The sequence below is a fragment of the Massilia sp. 05N420 genome (assembly GCF_056397205.1).
Genome location: NZ_JBFTMX010000014.1, coordinates 139,892 through 155,815, shown reverse-complemented (window position 1 = coordinate 155,815; position 15,924 = coordinate 139,892). Strand labels below are relative to the sequence as shown.

At 66.1% G+C, this 15,924-nt stretch carries 17 protein-coding genes; 13 read left to right on the top strand and 4 right to left on the bottom strand.

Going from position 1 to position 15,924, the window contains the following annotated elements; translation table 11 throughout:
- Positions 1-13 precede the first annotated feature (13 nt).
- From AC1DIX_RS10945 to AC1DIX_RS10905, 9 genes are read left to right on the top strand one after another with little or no spacing between them, the layout of a single operon-like run.
- Positions 14-1,696: a GspE/PulE family protein gene (locus tag AC1DIX_RS10945; RefSeq protein WP_477324326.1), complete on the top strand. Its 1,683-nt coding sequence runs from the start codon at positions 14-16 to the stop codon at positions 1,694-1,696.
- Complete coding sequence (locus tag AC1DIX_RS10940) at positions 1,689-2,522, top strand: hypothetical protein (protein WP_477324223.1); 834 nt, start codon at positions 1,689-1,691, stop codon at positions 2,520-2,522. Before AC1DIX_RS10945 ends, AC1DIX_RS10940 begins: the two co-directional genes overlap by 8 nt.
- Positions 2,519-3,070 (top strand): PilN domain-containing protein, encoded by a 552-nt coding sequence (locus tag AC1DIX_RS10935; RefSeq protein WP_477324221.1) that lies wholly within the window; start codon positions 2,519-2,521, stop codon positions 3,068-3,070. Before AC1DIX_RS10940 ends, AC1DIX_RS10935 begins: the two co-directional genes overlap by 4 nt.
- Complete coding sequence (locus AC1DIX_RS10930) at positions 3,067-3,648, top strand: hypothetical protein (RefSeq protein ID WP_477324219.1); 582 nt, start codon at positions 3,067-3,069, stop codon at positions 3,646-3,648. Before AC1DIX_RS10935 ends, AC1DIX_RS10930 begins: the two co-directional genes overlap by 4 nt.
- The gene (locus tag AC1DIX_RS10925) at positions 3,645-4,208 is read left to right on the top strand and encodes a hypothetical protein (protein WP_477324217.1); all 564 of its coding nucleotides are present in this window, start codon (positions 3,645-3,647) and stop codon (positions 4,206-4,208) included. Before AC1DIX_RS10930 ends, AC1DIX_RS10925 begins: the two co-directional genes overlap by 4 nt.
- Positions 4,208-6,211, top strand: coding sequence for a secretin N-terminal domain-containing protein (locus tag AC1DIX_RS10920; RefSeq protein WP_477324216.1), 2,004 nt, complete (start codon positions 4,208-4,210; stop codon positions 6,209-6,211). Before AC1DIX_RS10925 ends, AC1DIX_RS10920 begins: the two co-directional genes overlap by 1 nt.
- A complete protein-coding gene (locus AC1DIX_RS10915; protein ID WP_477324214.1) occupies positions 6,208-6,684 on the top strand; it encodes a prepilin-type N-terminal cleavage/methylation domain-containing protein in 477 nt (158 codons plus the stop codon). The genes AC1DIX_RS10920 and AC1DIX_RS10915 overlap by 4 nt, the downstream gene beginning before the upstream one ends.
- A gap of 4 nt (positions 6,685-6,688) precedes the next feature.
- Positions 6,689-7,063 carry a type II secretion system protein gene (locus AC1DIX_RS10910; protein WP_442121714.1) on the top strand — a complete coding sequence of 125 codons (375 nt, stop codon included), beginning with the start codon at positions 6,689-6,691 and terminating at the stop codon, positions 7,061-7,063.
- 14 nt (positions 7,064-7,077) lie between these two features.
- Positions 7,078-7,875, top strand: coding sequence for a type II secretion system protein (locus AC1DIX_RS10905; RefSeq protein WP_477324212.1), 798 nt, complete (start codon positions 7,078-7,080; stop codon positions 7,873-7,875).
- Here AC1DIX_RS10905 and murJ read toward each other — a convergent pair.
- The gene (murJ, locus tag AC1DIX_RS10900; RefSeq protein WP_442121712.1) at positions 7,856-9,400 is read right to left on the bottom strand and encodes a murein biosynthesis integral membrane protein MurJ; all 1,545 of its coding nucleotides are present in this window, start codon (positions 9,398-9,400) and stop codon (positions 7,856-7,858) included. The two genes, AC1DIX_RS10905 and murJ, sit on opposite strands and share 20 nt — an antisense overlap.
- Before the next feature lie 201 nt (positions 9,401-9,601).
- Here murJ and rpsT point away from each other — a divergent pair, with 201 nt between their 5' ends.
- On the top strand, positions 9,602-9,868 hold the full coding sequence (rpsT, locus tag AC1DIX_RS10895) for a 30S ribosomal protein S20 (RefSeq protein ID WP_047823157.1): 267 nt from the start codon (positions 9,602-9,604) through the stop codon (positions 9,866-9,868).
- 294 nt (positions 9,869-10,162) lie between these two features.
- Here rpsT and AC1DIX_RS10890 read toward each other — a convergent pair whose 3' ends face one another.
- Positions 10,163-10,360, bottom strand: a complete 198-nt coding sequence (locus AC1DIX_RS10890) for a hypothetical protein (RefSeq protein WP_477324210.1) — start codon at positions 10,358-10,360, stop codon at positions 10,163-10,165.
- Positions 10,361-10,466: 106 nt separating this feature from the next.
- Positions 10,467-11,045, bottom strand: coding sequence for a pseudouridine synthase (locus AC1DIX_RS10885; protein ID WP_442121710.1), 579 nt, complete (start codon positions 11,043-11,045; stop codon positions 10,467-10,469).
- An 81-nt stretch (positions 11,046-11,126) separates the two neighbouring features.
- Here AC1DIX_RS10885 and icd point away from each other — a divergent pair, with 81 nt between their 5' ends.
- Positions 11,127-12,383 carry an NADP-dependent isocitrate dehydrogenase gene (gene icd, locus AC1DIX_RS10880; protein ID WP_477324208.1) on the top strand — a complete coding sequence of 419 codons (1,257 nt, stop codon included), beginning with the start codon at positions 11,127-11,129 and terminating at the stop codon, positions 12,381-12,383.
- Between the two features lie 283 nt (positions 12,384-12,666).
- Here icd and AC1DIX_RS10875 read toward each other — a convergent pair whose 3' ends face one another.
- Positions 12,667-12,870: a cold-shock protein gene (locus AC1DIX_RS10875; RefSeq protein WP_060566744.1), complete on the bottom strand. Its 204-nt coding sequence runs from the start codon at positions 12,868-12,870 to the stop codon at positions 12,667-12,669.
- A 344-nt stretch (positions 12,871-13,214) separates the two neighbouring features.
- Between AC1DIX_RS10875 and clpS the strand changes: the two genes are divergently transcribed.
- Both clpS and clpA read left to right on the top strand, forming a co-directional pair.
- Positions 13,215-13,517, top strand: a complete 303-nt coding sequence (gene clpS / locus AC1DIX_RS10870; protein ID WP_027864722.1) for an ATP-dependent Clp protease adapter ClpS — start codon at positions 13,215-13,217, stop codon at positions 13,515-13,517.
- On the top strand, positions 13,514-15,814 hold the full coding sequence (gene clpA, locus AC1DIX_RS10865; protein ID WP_442121707.1) for an ATP-dependent Clp protease ATP-binding subunit ClpA: 2,301 nt from the start codon (positions 13,514-13,516) through the stop codon (positions 15,812-15,814). Before clpS ends, clpA begins: the two co-directional genes overlap by 4 nt.
- Positions 15,815-15,924: the final 110 nt, after the last annotated feature.

Sequence of the window (15,924 nt, the reverse complement as noted above, 5' to 3'; positions counted from 1 at the left end):
TTCGAACGCCGACATGTTCGCTCACTTCGATCCCGCCCTGCTGGCTCGCGCGCGCGCCCAGAGCCGCCAGTCGCAGCGTTCGCTGGTCGAGGAGCTGCAGTCCCTGTCCGGGCTGGAAGCACGCCAGATCGTGCGCCGGCTGGCCGAGCCCTTCGGCCTGACGGTCATGGAGACGGCCGAGATGTTCGGCCGGCAGCCGGCCTTCGACCTGCTGCCGCTGGCGCATGCGATGGCGCGCAACTGCGTCCTGCTGAAAGACGGAGAGGGGCAGCTGACCGGCGTGATCGCCGACCCCTTCGACCTCGACCTCCAGACCTGGCTGGCGGCGCAGGCCGGCTGCACGGCTGTGCGTCCGCTGCACCTGCGCCTGGCGCTGGCCGGCGACATCCAGGCCTATCTCGGCAAGCAGGAGGAATCGGCGCGCGCCGTCGATACGCTGGTGGGCGACAGCGACTCCGGGCGCCGCGACGGCAAGGCCGCCACGATGCTGTCCTTCGCCTCGGTGTCGGAGGGCGCCAGCCCGGCCGTCAAGCTGGTCAACTCGACCCTGTACGATGCCTTGAAGGCCGGCGCCTCCGACATTCATCTCGAGAGCACGGCCGGCGGCCTGGCCGTGAAATACCGCGTCGACGGCGTGCTCGATCATGCGGCCTCGGTGGGCGGCATCGAACTGGCCGAGCACATCATCTCGCGCCTGAAGGTGCTGGCCGAACTCGACATCGCCGAGCGCCGCATCCCGCAGGACGGCAGCTTCCGCGTGGAGTCCGGCGGCCGCGAGATCGACCTGCGGGTTTCCATCATGCCCAGCATCCACGGCGAGGACGCGGTCATCCGTATCCTCGACAAGCGCGCCATGATCGAGTCCTATGGCGCGCTGACCCTGGAGGCGCTGGGCTTCGACTCGCCCTCGCTGGCGACCCTGCGCATGCTGGCCCAGGAAGCCTACGGCATGTTGCTGGTGACCGGGCCGACCGGCTCGGGCAAGACCACGACCCTGTACGCGGCGCTCACCGAGATCCACAACGGGCGCGAGAAGATCATCACCATCGAGGATCCGGTCGAATACCAGCTGCCGGGCATCCTGCAGATCCCGGTCAACGAGAAGAAGGGCCTGACCTTCGCCAAGGGTCTGCGCTCGATCCTGCGCCACGACCCGGACAAGATCATGGTCGGCGAGATCCGCGACCGCGAGACCGCCGAGATCGCGGTGCAGTCGGCCCTGACCGGCCACCTGGTGCTGACGACCGTCCACGCCAACAATGTGTTCGACGTGTTCGGCCGCTTCACCCACATGGGCATCGATCCGTATGCCTTCGTCTCGGCCCTGAACGGCATCTGGGCCCAGCGCCTGATCCGCATGAACTGCCCGCACTGCGCCGCGCAATACGAGCCGGACGACGCCGAGCTGGCCTCGGCGCACCTGCACCCGGAAGAGGTGGGCGACTACCTGTTCATGCGCGGGAAGGGCTGCGGCGACTGCCGCGGCACCGGCTACAAGGGCCGCCGCTCGATCGCCGAGATCCTGACCCTGAACGACGAGATCCGCGAGCTGATCGTCGACAAGCAGCCGATCCGCCGCATCAAGGCCGCGGCCGCCGCCAACGGCACCCGCAGCCTGCGCATGGCCGCGCTCGACCTGGTCAGGCGCGGCGCCACCACCATCGAAGAGATCAAACGGGTGACCCTGCATGCGTAGATGGCTGAGACCCTGGCTGGCGCAGGCGCTGCGCCTCGGGATCGCGCCCGACGGTCTGGCGCTGGTGCGCACCAGCGCCTGGCAGCACGAGCGCGCCCTGCTGCTCGGACAGCTGCGCCTGGCCGCGGATGGCGCGTACACTGGCCTGGATGCGATCGCGGAGGCGCTGCCGCTGCTGCTGGATGAGCACGACGTGGCCGGCATGCGCGTGAGCGTGGTGCTGTCCGACGAACTGGTGCGCCTGTGGCAGGTTGCGCCCCCGGGCGGCGCGGCGCGGATGGCCGACCTGGAAGCCGCCGCCGCGCTGCGCTACCAGGCGCTGTTCGGCGCCGGCCTGGCCGGATGGAGCATCCGCGCCGACTGGAACGCCAGCCAGCCCTTCCTGGCCGCGGCCGTGCCGCAGGCCCTGCTGGCGCAGCYGCGGCAGGCCGCTGCCAGCCACCGCTTCCACCTGGTCGAGGTGGCGCCGCAATTCGTCGCCGCGCTGAACCAGTTCCGTTCGCGGCTGCGTCCTGGCGCCTGGTTCGGCCTGGTGCACGGCGGCGTGCTGAGCGTGGCGGCCTTCGAGGGCAGACAGCTGGCCGCGGTGCGTACCGCGCCGATTCCCGACGGCGCCGACCGCGACTGGCTGGAAAGCCACGTCGCGCGCGAGGCTCTGCGCGTGGGCCTGGGCCGCCCGGAGCGCCTGCAGGTCTGCGGCCCGGCGCCGCAAGGCTGGGCCAGCAGCGCCGGGCGCCTGAAGTTCGCCTGCACCCTGTTCGAGGACGAGCTCGATCCGCTGTGGCCGGACAGCGCGCGCCTGGCCATGACGGGGAGGGCGCCATGAAGAAGGTCCGCATCGATTTCGCACCGCCGGGCCTGGTGCGCAGCGTGTTCCGCACGCCACGCCTGAGCTGGGTCGCGCTGTGGGTGCTGGCCTGCGTCGCATTCGGCCTGGTTTCCGCCGCTCTCGGACTCGGCAAGCGGCAGTGGGAAATCGATTTGCTGCGCGCGCAATCGCAGGCGCGCACCCAGGCGCAGGCGCGGACGGTGGCGCCGGCCGTGGCCCGGCCGCCCGTGTCCGACGCCCAGGCGGCCGCGGTGAACGCCGCCGTGCTGCAGCTGAACCTGCCCTGGCGCGCGCTGCACGACGCCGTGCAGGCCGGCACGCCGGCCAGCGTCGCGCTGCTGGCCCTGGAACCGGATGCACGCAGGCACAGCGTGCTCATCACCGCCGAGGCGAAGAGCAGCGACGACATGATCGCCTACGTCGGGCAGCTGCGGAAACAGGAATGGTTCAGCAGCGTCGTCCTGGCGCGCCACGAGATCAACGAACAGGATCCGAACCGGCCGATCCGCTTCCAGCTCGACGCGCAGTGGAGGGCGGCGCAATGAGCTCCCCATCCTTCGGCGGCCTGATGCTGCGCCTGCGGCTGGCCGTGGGCGCCAATCCGCTGCTGACGGTGATCGGGCTGGCCATCCTGGCCTGCCTCGCGGCGCTGGCCTGGACCCTGCACGCGGCCGTGCGGGCCGACCAGGAACACGATGCGCTGAAGGCGGCCGCGGCGCGCACGGCGAGCCCGGCATCAAAGGTGCCGGCGCCCGCGCTTCCGGCCGCGCCGCCGCCCGACACGCTGGACGCTTTCTATGCCGCCCTCGGCCCGCGCAGCTACGCCGAGCAACAGGTGAAGACCCTGTTCGCGCTGGCGGCGAAGAACGGCCTGTCGCTCAGCCAGGGCGAGTACAAGAGCGCCTACGACCGCAATGCGCGCTTCTACACCTACCAGGTGAACCTGCCGGTGAAGGGAAGTTATGGCGCCATCTGGCAGTTCGCGCTGGGCGCGCTGCGCGCGATCCCGTTCGCCTCGCTGGACGACATCGGCTTCCGCCGCGACAGCATCGGCGATCCGGTGGTGGAGGCGCGCCTGCGCCTGACCCTCTACCTGAAGGACGTTCCGGGAGGCGAGCGATGAAGCCGCGCCACTTGCTGCTGGGCGCGGCCCTGGCGGGCGCCGCGCTGCTGGCCATCTTCGGCGACCGCTCGCCCGAGGTCGAGGTGGCCGAGGCGGCGGAGCGGGCACCGCGCCCGCGTGCCGCATCACCTGTCCCATCCGCGCTCGCAGCGGCCACCGCGGCGGCCACACCGGCCGCGGCGGAGGGCTCCGGCGGACCGCGCATCCTGGCACTGATACCGCGCGAAGCCCTGGTCGGCGACAGCGAGGCCGCATTCCGCCAGGGCGAGAGCGGCGTGTTCGGACGCCAGGACTGGACGCCGCCTCCGCCGCCGCCTCAACCCGCGCCGCCGCCTGCGCCGCCGAGCGCGCCGCCGCTGCCCTTCACCTTCATCGGCAAGGCGGTGGCCAACGGCGCCTGGGAGGTCTACCTGACGCGCGGCGACCGCACCTATGTCGTGCACGACAAGAGCCTGATCGACGGCACTTATCGCGTCGACGCCATCGCACCGCCCTTGCTGACCCTGACCTATTTGCCGCTGAACCAGGTTCAGCAGCTCAATATTGGAGTATTCGACTGATGCTGCGTCTGTCCCGTAACTTGGCGGTACCTCTTGCAGTCGCCATCCTGCTGGCCGGTTGCGCCGGCCAGGCGGCCTACCGCGAGGGCAATGCGCTGGTGGCCCAGGACAGGGTCGAGGCCGGCCTGCTGAAATACCAGGAAGCGGTGGCCGCCGATCCGGCGAATGCGGCCTACAAGACGGCCTGGCTGGGCGCGCGCGACAACGCCACCAACCGCCTGCTGACCCAGGCCGACCGCGAACTCGCCGACGGCAATGTGCAGCTGGCCCTGCAGGATTACCAGCGCGTGCTGGGCATCGATCCGGTCAACGACCGCGCCCGCGCCGGCCTGCGCCTGGTCGAGGCCGATCGCCGCCACGCCGTGCTGCTCGAGGACGCGCGCGCCGCCTTCGAACGCAAGGACTACGACGCCGCGCGCCAGAAGCTGGGCGCGATCCTGAGCGAGCGCCMCAGCCACGAACCGGCGCGCCGGCTGCTGGCCGAGGTCACCGAAAAGACCGCGGCGGCGCCGGGCGAGGCGGCCCTGGCCCAGGCCTTCAGGACGCCGATCAGCCTGGAATTCCGCGATGCCCCGATCAAGCAGATCTTCGAAGTCATCGCCCGCCATTCGGGCCTCAACTTCCTGTTCGACAAGGACGTCAAGACCGACCAGCGGGCCTCCATCTTCCTGAAGAACAGCACCGTCGAATCGGCGGTCTACTACCTCCTGATGACCAACCAGCTCGAGCGCCAGGTCATGGACGGCAACACCATCCTGATCTACCCGAACATCGCGGCCAAGCAGAAGGAATACCAGGAGATGACGGTCAAGACCTTCTTCCTGGCGAATGCCGACGCGAAGAGCATCGCCAACACGCTCAAGACCATCCTCAAGTCGCGCGACGTGGTGGTCGACGAAAAGCYCAACCTGGTGATCCTGCGCGACAGCCCGGAAGCGGTCAGGCTGGCCACCCAGCTGGTCCAGTTGCAGGACGTGCCGGAACCCGAGGTCGTGCTCGACGTCGAGGTGCTCGAGGTGCAGCGCAACCGCCTGCTCGATCTCGGCGTCGACTGGCCGACCGCGCTGTCCTTCGCGCCGCTGAAGAACCTGAACGACGTCCCTCTCACCATCGACCAGGTGCGCGGCCTCAATGCCGGCAATATCGGCGTGACCGGCGTGTCGGCGACCATCGCCGCCAAGAAGACCGACGGCGACGCCAACACCCTGGCCGCGCCGCGCATCCGCGTGCGCAACAAGGAAAAGGCCAAGGTCGTCATCGGCGACAAGCTGCCGACCATCACCACCACCATCTCCTCGGGCGTGGGCGGCTTCGCCTCCGAGTCGGTGAATTACGTGGACGTCGGCCTGACCCTGAACGTCGAGCCGACCATCTACCTGAACAACGAGATCGGCATCCGCATCTCGCTCGAGGCCAGCACCCTGGTCGACACCATCCAGACCAAGACCGGCACCACCGCCTACCGCATCGGCACGCGCTCGGCCGCCACCATGCTGCAGCTGAAGGATGGCGAGAACCAGGTGCTGGCGGGCCTGATCAAGAACGACGAGCGCAGCAGCGCCACCCACCTGCCGGGCCTGGGCGACCTGCCGCTGGTCGGCCGCCTGTTCGGCAGCCGCCAGGACACCCGGGACAAGACCGAGGTGGTGTTGTCGATCACGCCCCACCTGGTGCGCAACATCCAGCGTCCCGCCGCCGGCGCCGCCGAATTCAATGCCGGCACCGAGGCCAGCTTCCGGCGCCGTCCGGACCAGGCGCTGCGCCTGCCGGCCACGCTGCCGGGCCGTCCGCAGCTGTCCGCGCCGGCCTCGCCCGCCGCTGCACCGGTGCCCGCGCCTGCGCCTGCGCCGGCGGCGATGGTGCCGGCCACCAGCGTCAACATGGGCGGTCCGCCGCCATCCGCGCCGCCTTCGAGTCCCGCCACCGCGCTGCCGCCGACGCCCGAGGTGCAGGCCGTGCCGCTGCCCCAGCCCGACGTGACRCCGGTGCCGTCCCGCCAATGATGCGTCGCGCGCGCGGCTTCACGCTGATTGAGCTGCTGGTCACGCTCGCCATCCTGGCCCTGCTCGGGGCCATGGTGGTGCCAGCCGCCAGCATGGCCATGCAGCGCCGCCACGAGCAGGACCTGCGCCTGGCCCTGCGCGAGATCCGCCAGGCCATCGACGCCTACAAGAAGGCCAGCGACGAAGGCCGCATCGCCAAGGCCGTGGGCGCGACCGGCTATCCGCCCAGGCTGGAGCTGCTGGCCGACGGCGTGGTCGACCAGCGCAGCCCGAAGAAGGCGAAGATCTACTTCCTGCGCCGCCTGCCGCGCGATCCCTTCGCCGCCGACCCGGCGCTGGACGATGCCCAGACCTGGGGCAAGCGCAGCTATGCCAGCGAGGCCAAAGAACCGAAGGAGGGCGACGACGTGTACGACGTGTATTCGCTGTCCGGCCGGGTGGGCCTGAACGGCATCCCCTACGGCAGGTGGTGAACGCATGAAGACGAACCGCGGATTCACCCTGATCGAACTGCTGGTGGTGCTGGGTATCGTGGCTCTGCTGCTGACCCTGGCCGTGCCGCGCTTTTTCCCGAGCGTCGACAGGACGAAGGAGACCATCCTGGCCGAGAACCTGCGCACCATGCGCGCAGTGATCGACCAGTTCCATGCCGATACCGGACGCTATCCGGAATCGCTGGAGCAGCTGGTCGATAAAAAATACCTGCCGCGCCTGCCCTTCGATCCGGTGGCGGACAGCGACGCCAGCTGGATCGTCGTGCCGCCCGAGGATCCGTCGCGCGGCAACGTGTACGACATCCGCAGCGGCGCCGAGGGCAAGGGCCATAACGGCAAGCCGTATTCGGAATGGTAGCGCGCGGGCCTTGCATGCGGCTGCGCCGCGAGGCCGGCTTCACCTATGTCGGTCTGATCGTGCTGGTCACGATCATCGGCCTGGTGGGCGCCGCGACCCTGAAGGCCGACGCCCTGCTGCGCCGCGCCGCCGCCGAGCAGGAGCTGCTGGAGATCGGTGCCGCCTTCAGCGCCGCGCTGGCCAGCTATGCGGAGGCCACCCCGCGCGGCCAGCCGCCGCAGCCGCCCTCGCTGGAAGAATTGCTGAAGGATCCGCGCTTTCCCGGCACCCGCCGTCACCTGCGCAAGATCTTCGTCGACCCGGTCAGCGGCAAGGCCGAGTGGGGCATCGTCTGGCTGAACAAGGGAGGCGGCATCGACGGCAAGGGCAGCGGGGTGGTGGCGGTGTACAGCCTGTCGCAGGCCAAGCCGCTGAAGCAGGCGAACTTCGATGCGCGCTTCCAGAACCTGGAGGGGCGCGAGCACATCTCGGACTGGAAGTTTGCGGCGACCGGGCAGGGGGTGGCGCAGGGGCAGCCGGGGCAGCCGCCGGGTCAGCCGGGGCAGCCGGGGTTGTTCGGCCAGCCGGGCCAGCCCGCTGCCGGCCAGCCGCCCGCCGGCCAGCCGCCCGGCGCCGCGCCGTCCGAGCCGCCGTCGCTGTTCCCGGGACGCGGCGATCCGGAGAATGCAAAACCGCCGCCGGCGGAAAATGCGGCACCGCCGGAACCGGCCGAACCGCCGCCGCCGTCGGAAGCCTCGGGTTCCGGCGACGACGAGAAGGACGAGAAGGACGCGAAGGACGCGAAGGACCGTCTTACTTCGCGCGGCGCATGAAGTCGCGCGGACGGAAGCCCAGCGCGAACAGCACGGCAAAGTAGACGGCGGCGCTGAAGCCGATGATCAGGAGCAGGGCGCCGATGCGCAGGAAGGGATGGGAGCGCAACGCAGCCCAGTCGAGCTGCGCCTGGCTGAACCAGGCCGCCATGCCCATCACGACGACGGCGGCCACCACCTTCAGGAAGAAGCCCAGCCAGCCGGCATGCGGCGTGTAGATGCGTCGCTTGCGCAGGCCGATGAACAGGAAGAGCGCGTTGATGCAGGCGCCCATGCCGATCGACAGCGCCAGCCCGGCCACGCCCAGCAGCGGCACGAAGACCAGGTTCATCGCCTGGGTCGCGATCAGCACGCCGATGGCGATCCGCACCGGGGTGCGGATGTCCTGGCGCGCATAGAAGGCCGGCGCCAGGATCTTGACCAGGATGATGCCCAGCAGGCCGGCGGCATAGGCCATCAGCGGCGCGGTGGCGGCGGCCACGTTGGCGGCGTTGAATTCGCCATAGTTGAACAGGGCGGCAATCAGCGGCGTCGACAGGGCCGCCAGGCCGACCGCGGCGGGCAGGGCCAGCAGCAGGGTCAGGCGCAGGCCCCAGTCGAGCAGGGCCGAGTATTCGGCAACGTCGCCGTCCGAATTGGCCTTGGACAGGCTGGGCAGCAGGATGGTGCCGAGGGCCACGCCCAGCATCCCGGTCGGGAATTCCATCAGGCGGTCGGCATACTGCAGCACGGAGACCGCGCCGCCGCCCATGTTCGAGGCGTAGTTGGTGTTGATGAGCAGACTGATCTGGGCGGCGGAGACGGCGAACACCGCCGGGCCCATCTTCTTGAGGATGCGGCGCACGCCGGGGTCCTTGAGGCCCGAGAGCGGGTTGAAGGACAGGCGCGGCAGCATRCCGATGCGCTTCAGGGCCGGGATCTGGATCGCGATCTGGGCCACGCCGCCGACCATCACCGCCACCGCCATCGAATAGATCGGCACCTCGAAGTACTTCACCAGGAATAGCGAGAAGATGATCGAGGACAGGTTCCACAGCACCGGCGTGAAGGCCGGGATCTTGAACTCGCGCCAGGTGTTGAGCACGGCGCCGGACAGCACCACGAAGGACATGCAGGCGATGTAGGGGAACATCAGGCGGGTCATCACAACCCCCTTGTCGAAGCCGTCGCCGTCCAGGCCGCTGGCGATGGCCATCAGGATCAGCGGCGAGCCGATAACGCCGAGCACGCTGACCAGCACGGTCGCCCAGACCAGGGTGGTGGCGACGTGGTCGACCAGGCTGTGGGTGGCGGCTTCGCCCTTCTGGGTCTTGTATTCGGCCAGGATGGGCACGAAGGCTTGCGAAAAGGCGCCTTCGCCGAACAGGCGGCGCAGCAGGTTGGGCAGGCGGAACGCTATATAGAAGGCGTCGGTGTAGGGCGAGGCGCCGAAGGCGCGGGCAAACAGGCTGTCGCGCAGCAGGCCGGTGATGCGGGAAACCATCGTCATGCTCGAGATGGCCGCCAAGGTTCGGAGTAGGTTCATAGGCCGCGATTATAGCTGGGCAATAGCCCCAGGAAACCTCCGTGGCGTCGCTTTTTGCGGGGTAAAGCGGACAGGAATATGAATTGGGAATTGCCCTGCGATGAAACCTTCGCTATAATCGAGGGCTGTATTGAATTCAGTTGGCAGACACTAATCGTTTGAGGTGTTTGCGGACGCAACTTACACCGATTAGGAATTTCCATGGCAAATACCGCACAGGCGCGCAAGCGCGCTCGTCAAGCAGTTAAGCAAAACGCTCACAACTCGGCACAGCGCTCGACCCTGCGCACCGCGATCAAGGCTGTCAAGAAGGCCATCCAGGCTGGCGACAAGGCCGCTGCGACCACCATCTTCCAGCAGTCCGTGTCGACCATCGACAGCATCGCTGACAAGAAAATTATCCACAAGAACAAGGCCGCTCGCCACAAGAGCCGCCTGGCTGCCGCCATCAAGGCCCTGTCGGCCTGATAGCGACACCTGCCGCGCCTCCGGGCGCGCAGTTCCGAAGGATGAAAGACCCGCCCGACCCCGGTCCGGCGGGTTTTTTCGTTTGCCAACTTCGGGGTCAGAGCACTTTTTTGGGCAACTGCCCAGGCGCATGCTTCAGCGCTGGGATAGGGCAGGTCCAGCCTTCCATCGCGACTAATCGCCCAGCAGGGATGCCGTGAGGATCTTGCCAAAAAAAGTGCTCTGACCCCGAATTTGACCCCGAATTTGAAAAAAGGCAGGCCGCGGCCTGCCTCGCTTGTCCGGCGCCGGTGCTTACCTGGCCGGTTCGGATGGCATCGCGGGGGCTGCGGTTTTCCTGGTCTTTTTCATCTTCTTGGCTTTCTTCGGTGCGACGGCGGCCGGCTCCGCCGGCGACGCGGCCGGTGCGGCTGCGGACGCGGCTGCCGGGGTGGCGGCGAACACGGAAACGGCGAACAGCGAAGCAAACAGCCCAGCGATGAGTTTGGACATTTCGGGTTCCTTTTCGTTAAGAAATCGATCCACGACGTGAATCTGGCTCGTTAACGGCAGGCATTCCTTTCGGGATGAGGGTCTTGCCCTTGAGGCAAGTCAACCCTCAGCCTTTCTTCGCCTTTCCGGCACCGACGGCCTCCGCCGGCACTTCCATCCAGTCGCCCGGCATCAGCGGATGGCTGGCCAGCGAGAACGGGCCGATGCTGGTGCGCACCAGGCGCAAGGTCGGCAGTCCGACCGCGGCCGTCATGCGCCGCACCTGGCGATTCTTTCCTTCTTCGAGCGTGATGGCGATCCAGCTGGTCGGCTTGTCATGGCGCACGCGGATCGGCGGATTGCGCGGCCACAGCCATTCGGGTTCGGCGATCTGCACCGCGCGGCAGGGCTTGGTCACGAAGTCGCCCAGGTCGAGCGGCGCCTGCAGGCGCGCCAGCAGTTCGGCGTCGGCCGCGCCTTCCACCTGCACGATATAGGTCTTGGCTTCCTTCTGGTCCGGATGGGCGATGCGGTGCTGCAGGCGGCCGTCGTCGGTGAGCAGCATCAGGCCTTCGCTGTCGGCGTCGAGGCGGCCGGCCGGGTAGATATTCGGGATATCGATGTAATCGGCCAGCGAGGCGCGGCCCGGCTCGGCGCTGAACTGGCAGAGTACCTGGAATGGCTTGTTGAATAAGATGAGGGACATGTAATCGGTTTTTAGAGCAAAATAGCAATCGTCATCAATATTGTGATTATCGCAGCCCAGCGCGCCCCTACGGAGAACACGATGTACGAACATATTAAAGTACCCACCGAAGGCCAGAAGATCGCCGTCAAGCCCGACTTTTCCCTGGACGTCCCGGACCAGCCGGTCATCCCCTACATCGAGGGTGACGGCACGGGCGTCGACATCACTCCGGTGATGCTGAAGGTGGTCGACGCGGCGGTGGCGAAGGCCTATGGCGGGCGGCGCAAGATCAGCTGGATGGAGATCTTCGCCGGCGAGAAGTCGACCCGGATCTACGGCCCCGACGTCTGGCTGCCGCCGGAGACCCTCGATGCGGTGAAAGAATATGTGGTGTCGATCAAGGGCCCGCTGACGACCCCGGTCGGCGGCGGCATCCGCTCGCTGAACGTGGCGCTGCGCCAGGAGCTGGACCTCTACGTCTGCCTGCGCCCGGTGCGCTACTTCACCGGCGTGCCTTCGCCGCTGAAGGAGCCGCAGAAGACCGACATGGTCATCTTCAGGGAAAATTCGGAAGACATCTACGCCGGTATCGAGTGGGCCGCCGAGTCGGAGGGCGCGAAGAAGATCATCGACTTCCTCGTCAACGAGATGGGCGTCAGGAAGATCCGCTTCCCGCAGACCTCGGGCATCGGCGTCAAGCCGGTCTCGCGCGAAGGCACCGAGCGCCTGGTGCGCAAGGCGATCCAGTATGCGATCGACCACGACAAGCCTTCGGTGACCCTGGTCCACAAGGGCAATATCATGAAGTACACGGAAGGCGGCTTCCGCGACTGGGGCTATGCGCTGGCCCAGCGCGAATTCGGCGCCGAGCTGGTCGATGGCGGTCCGTGGTGCAAGTTCAAGAACCCGAAGACCGGCCGCGACATCGTCGTCAAGGATTCGATCGCCGACGCCTTCCTGCAGCAGATCCTGCTGCGCCCGGCCGAGTACAGCGTGATCGCGACCCTGAACCTGAACGGCGACTATATTTCGGACGCATTGGCGGCCCAGGTCGGCGGCATCGGTATCGCGCCAGGCGCCAATATGTCGGATTCGGTGGCGATGTTCGAAGCGACCCACGGCACCGCGCCCAAGTATGCGGGCAAGGATTATGTGAACCCGGGTTCGCTGATCCTGTCGGCCGAGATGATGCTGCGTCACATGGGCTGGGCCGAGGCGGCCGACCTGCTCATCAGCTCGATGGAGAAGGCGATCATGTCGAAGCGCGTCACCTACGACTTCGCGCGCCTGATGGAGGGCGCGACCCAGGTCTCCTGCTCGGGCTTCGGCGAGGTCATGATCGACTACATGGGTTGAGACGCGGCATGGCCGACCTACCTTTTTACGAACGGATCGGCAAGCTGATCTATGGCGTCCAGCGCCAGGCAGCTGGCCGAGCGCTACGAGACCTTCATCAAACGCATGGACGAGAAGGCGGCGCTGGATGGGCCTGAGGTCGAGGAGATTCTGCGGGGCACGCCGGAACTGCTTGCGGCGCTGGTGGAGGGTTGCGCCTGGGGAGCGGGGGCGCAGCGGCTGAGAGACTGCGCCCAAGAAAAAAAGCCCCGCCGCAGCGGGGCTTTCTGGCTTCCGAGGGAGATTACACGCCCTGGATATTGGAAGCTTGCTTGCCTTTAGGGCCTTGCGTGACTTCGAATTGGACTTTCTGACCTTCTTTGAGGGTCTTGAAACCGGCCATATTGATTGCGGAGAAGTGCGCGAACAGATCCTCGCCGCCGTCATCAGGAGTGATGAAGCCAAAACCCTTGGAATCATTGAACCATTTAACAGTACCAGTTGCCATAAAAAACTTTCAAATAAAAACTAATCACACGAGCCATAAAAGCAAGAAGCTTCTTGCCCCCTCCTCAGCCTGCTCACTTCTTATCAACAAGTACATAAGTACATGTCAATGTTTGCATTGTTGGTGCAATAATCTTGTAAGTCAAGCGCTTTTGAACGGGTGTTGTAAAAACATTCACTACTGCTTTGCAACAAGCTCTTGATTTTTACAATCGGACCGCCATCTGCGCTCAGTTGGGAAAACGCGTAAGATGGAAAGCACATGGGATTGCATAGGGGGATTCCCTCAATTGTCCCTGATTGTTAACGTACGCACGAACAGCGAAAGCATCTTAGAATACTCTTATGGCAACCAAGCACGATACCGAACAGCTGCTGGAGCGGCAGACCGTAAAGCCACCCCCCCTGTATCAGGTGGCGCTGCTGAATGACGACTACACGCCGATGGAATTCGTGGTCGCCATCATCCAGGAGTACTTCAACAAGGATCGCGAGACGGCGACGCAGATCATGCTTTCCGTACATCGCCATGGTAAAGGGGTGTGCGGCGTGTTTTCCAAAGATATAGCGTGTACCAAAGTGGAGTTTGTATTAACGCATGCGCGTAAGGCAGGTCACCCCCTGCAGTGCGTGATGGAGGAAGTATGATTGCGCAGGAATTAGAAGTCTCTTTACATATGGCCTTTGTCGAAGCGCGGCAGGCTCGTCACGAGTTCATCACGGTCGAACACCTGCTGCTGGCGCTGCTCGACAACCCGTCGGCCGCTGAAGTCCTGCGTGCATGCGCGGTCAACATCGAAGACCTGCGTAAGACCTTGACGAATTTCATCGGCGACAATACCCCGACCGTGCCGGGCACGGGCGAGGTCGATACCCAGCCGACCCTTGGCTTCCAGCGCGTGATCCAGCGTGCGATCATGCACGTGCAATCCGCCTCGAACGGCAAGAAGGAAGTGACCGGCGCAAATGTGCTGGTGGCGATCTTCGGCGAGAAGGACTCGCATGCCGTCTACTACCTGCACCAGCAGGGCGTGACCCGTCTCGACGTGGTCAATTTCATCTCGCACGGCGTGCGCAAGGACCAGCAGATCGACAGCCAGAAGGCGTCGGAAGGCGTGGAAGAAGCCCAGGTCGAAGGCCAGGCCAAGGAAAGCCCGCTGGACCAGTTCACCCAGAACCTGAACAAGGCTGCCGCCGATGGCCGCATCGATCCGCTGATCGGCCGCGAAGAGGAAGTGGACCGCGTGATCCAGATCCTGTGCCGCCGCCGCAAGAACAACCCGCTGCTGGTGGGCGAGGCCGGGGTCGGCAAGACCGCGATCGCGGAAGGCCTGGCATGGCGCATCGTCCAGGAAGACGTGCCCGACATCCTGCAGAATGCCGTCGTGTATTCGTTGGACATGGGCGCGCTGCTGGCCGGCACCAAGTACCGCGGCGACTTCGAGCAGCGTCTGAAAGCGGTGCTCAAGCAGCTGAAGGATATGCCGAACGGCATCCTGTTCATCGACGAGATCCACACGATCATCGGCGCCGGTTCGGCTTCGGGCGGCACGCTCGACGCTTCGAACCTGCTGAAGCCGGCCCTGGCGAACGGCCAGCTGAAGTGCATCGGCGCGACCACGTTCACGGAATTCCGCGGCGTGTTCGAGAAAGACCATGCGCTCAGCCGCCGCTTCCAGAAGGTCGACGTCAACGAGCCTTCGGTCGAGCAGACCGTGCAGATCCTGCGCGGCCTGAAGTCGCGCTTCGAGGAGCACCACGGCGTGAAGTACTCGTCGTCGGCACTCTCCACCGCGGCGGAACTGGCGGCGCGCTTCATCAATGACCGTCACCTGCCGGACAAGGCGATCGACGTGATCGACGAAGCGGGCGCGGCCCAGCGCATTCTGCCGAAGTCGAAGCAGAAGAAGACCATCGGCAAGACCGAGATCGAGGACATCATCGCGAAGATCGCGCGGATTCCACCGCAGACCGTCAACCAGGACGACCGCAGCAAGCTGCAGACCATCGACCGCGACCTGCGCAACGTCGTGTTCGGGCAGGACCCGGCGATCGAGGCGCTGTCGGCCGCGATCAAGATGGCCCGCGCGGGCCTGGGCAAACAGGACAAGCCGATCGGCTCCTTCCTGTTCTCCGGTCCGACCGGCGTCGGCAAGACCGAGGTGGCCAAGCAGCTGGCCTTCATCCTCGGCATCGAGCTGGTGCGCTTCGACATGTCGGAGTACATGGAACGCCATGCGGTGTCGCGCCTGATCGGTGCGCCGCCGGGCTATGTCGGCTTCGACCAGGGCGGCCTGCTGACCGAGGCCATCACCAAGAAGCCGCACGCGGTGCTGCTGCTGGACGAGATCGAGAAGGCCCATCCGGACATCTTCAACATCCTGCTGCAGGTGATGGACCATGGCACGCTGACCGACAACAACGGCCGCAAGGCGGACTTCCGCAACGTGATCATCATCATGACCACGAATGCGGGCGCCGAGAGCCTGACCAAGCGCTCGGTGGGCTTCGTGGATTCGAAGGCGGCAGGCGACGAGATGGCCGACATCAAGCGTATGTTTACGCCGGAGTTCCGCAACCGCCTGGATGCGATCATCAGCTTCCGCGCACTGGACGAGGAAATCATCCTGCGCGTCGTGGACAAGTTCCTGATGCAGCTGGAAGAGCAGCTGCACGAGAAGAAGGTGGAAGCCATCTTCAGCGAGAAGCTGCGCAAGTTCCTCGCGAAGAAGGGCTTCGATCCGCAGATGGGCGCCCGTCCGATGTCGCGCCTGATCCAGGACATGATCCGCAAGGCGCTGGCCGACGAGCTGCTGTTCGGCCGCCTGGTCAACGGCGGACGCGTGACGGTGGACCTGAACGAGAAGGACGACGTCTTCCTCGAGTTCCCGGAAGGCGACGTCCCGCCGCCGCCGGAGCCGGTCGAAACGGTCGAGATCGAGTAACGAGTACGTAACAATGTGCGCGGGGTTCGCCCCGCCACAGGAAGCCCGCCGCGTGCGGGCTTTTTTTTCGTCATCGGATTGTCATAATGCAATCCTATACTGGGCGGCAA

What these genes read in the sequence shown, in the direction of transcription:
- AC1DIX_RS10930 (WP_477324219.1), top strand. Translation starts at nt 3,067, where the DNA reads ATGAGCTCCCCATCCTTCGGCGGCCTGATGCTGCGCCTGCGGCTGGCC.
- rpsT (WP_047823157.1), top strand. Translation starts at nt 9,602, where the DNA reads ATGGCAAATACCGCACAGGCGCGCAAGCGCGCTCGTCAAGCAGTTAAG.
- icd (WP_477324208.1), top strand. Translation starts at nt 11,127, where the DNA reads ATGTACGAACATATTAAAGTACCCACCGAAGGCCAGAAGATCGCCGTC.
- AC1DIX_RS10910 (WP_442121714.1), top strand. Translation starts at nt 6,689, where the DNA reads ATGAAGACGAACCGCGGATTCACCCTGATCGAACTGCTGGTGGTGCTG.
- AC1DIX_RS10905 (WP_477324212.1), top strand. Translation starts at nt 7,078, where the DNA reads ATGCGGCTGCGCCGCGAGGCCGGCTTCACCTATGTCGGTCTGATCGTG.
- AC1DIX_RS10945 (WP_477324326.1), top strand. Translation starts at nt 14, where the DNA reads ATGTTCGCTCACTTCGATCCCGCCCTGCTGGCTCGCGCGCGCGCCCAG.
- AC1DIX_RS10935 (WP_477324221.1), top strand. Translation starts at nt 2,519, where the DNA reads ATGAAGAAGGTCCGCATCGATTTCGCACCGCCGGGCCTGGTGCGCAGC.
- clpA (WP_442121707.1), top strand. Translation starts at nt 13,514, where the DNA reads ATGATTGCGCAGGAATTAGAAGTCTCTTTACATATGGCCTTTGTCGAA.
- AC1DIX_RS10885 (WP_442121710.1), bottom strand. Translation starts at nt 11,045, where the DNA reads ATGTCCCTCATCTTATTCAACAAGCCATTCCAGGTACTCTGCCAGTTC.
- AC1DIX_RS10915 (WP_477324214.1), top strand. Translation starts at nt 6,208, where the DNA reads ATGATGCGTCGCGCGCGCGGCTTCACGCTGATTGAGCTGCTGGTCACG.
- AC1DIX_RS10890 (WP_477324210.1), bottom strand. Translation starts at nt 10,360, where the DNA reads ATGTCCAAACTCATCGCTGGGCTGTTTGCTTCGCTGTTCGCCGTTTCC.
- clpS (WP_027864722.1), top strand. Translation starts at nt 13,215, where the DNA reads ATGGCAACCAAGCACGATACCGAACAGCTGCTGGAGCGGCAGACCGTA.
- AC1DIX_RS10925 (WP_477324217.1), top strand. Translation starts at nt 3,645, where the DNA reads ATGAAGCCGCGCCACTTGCTGCTGGGCGCGGCCCTGGCGGGCGCCGCG.
- AC1DIX_RS10875 (WP_060566744.1), bottom strand. Translation starts at nt 12,870, where the DNA reads ATGGCAACTGGTACTGTTAAATGGTTCAATGATTCCAAGGGTTTTGGC.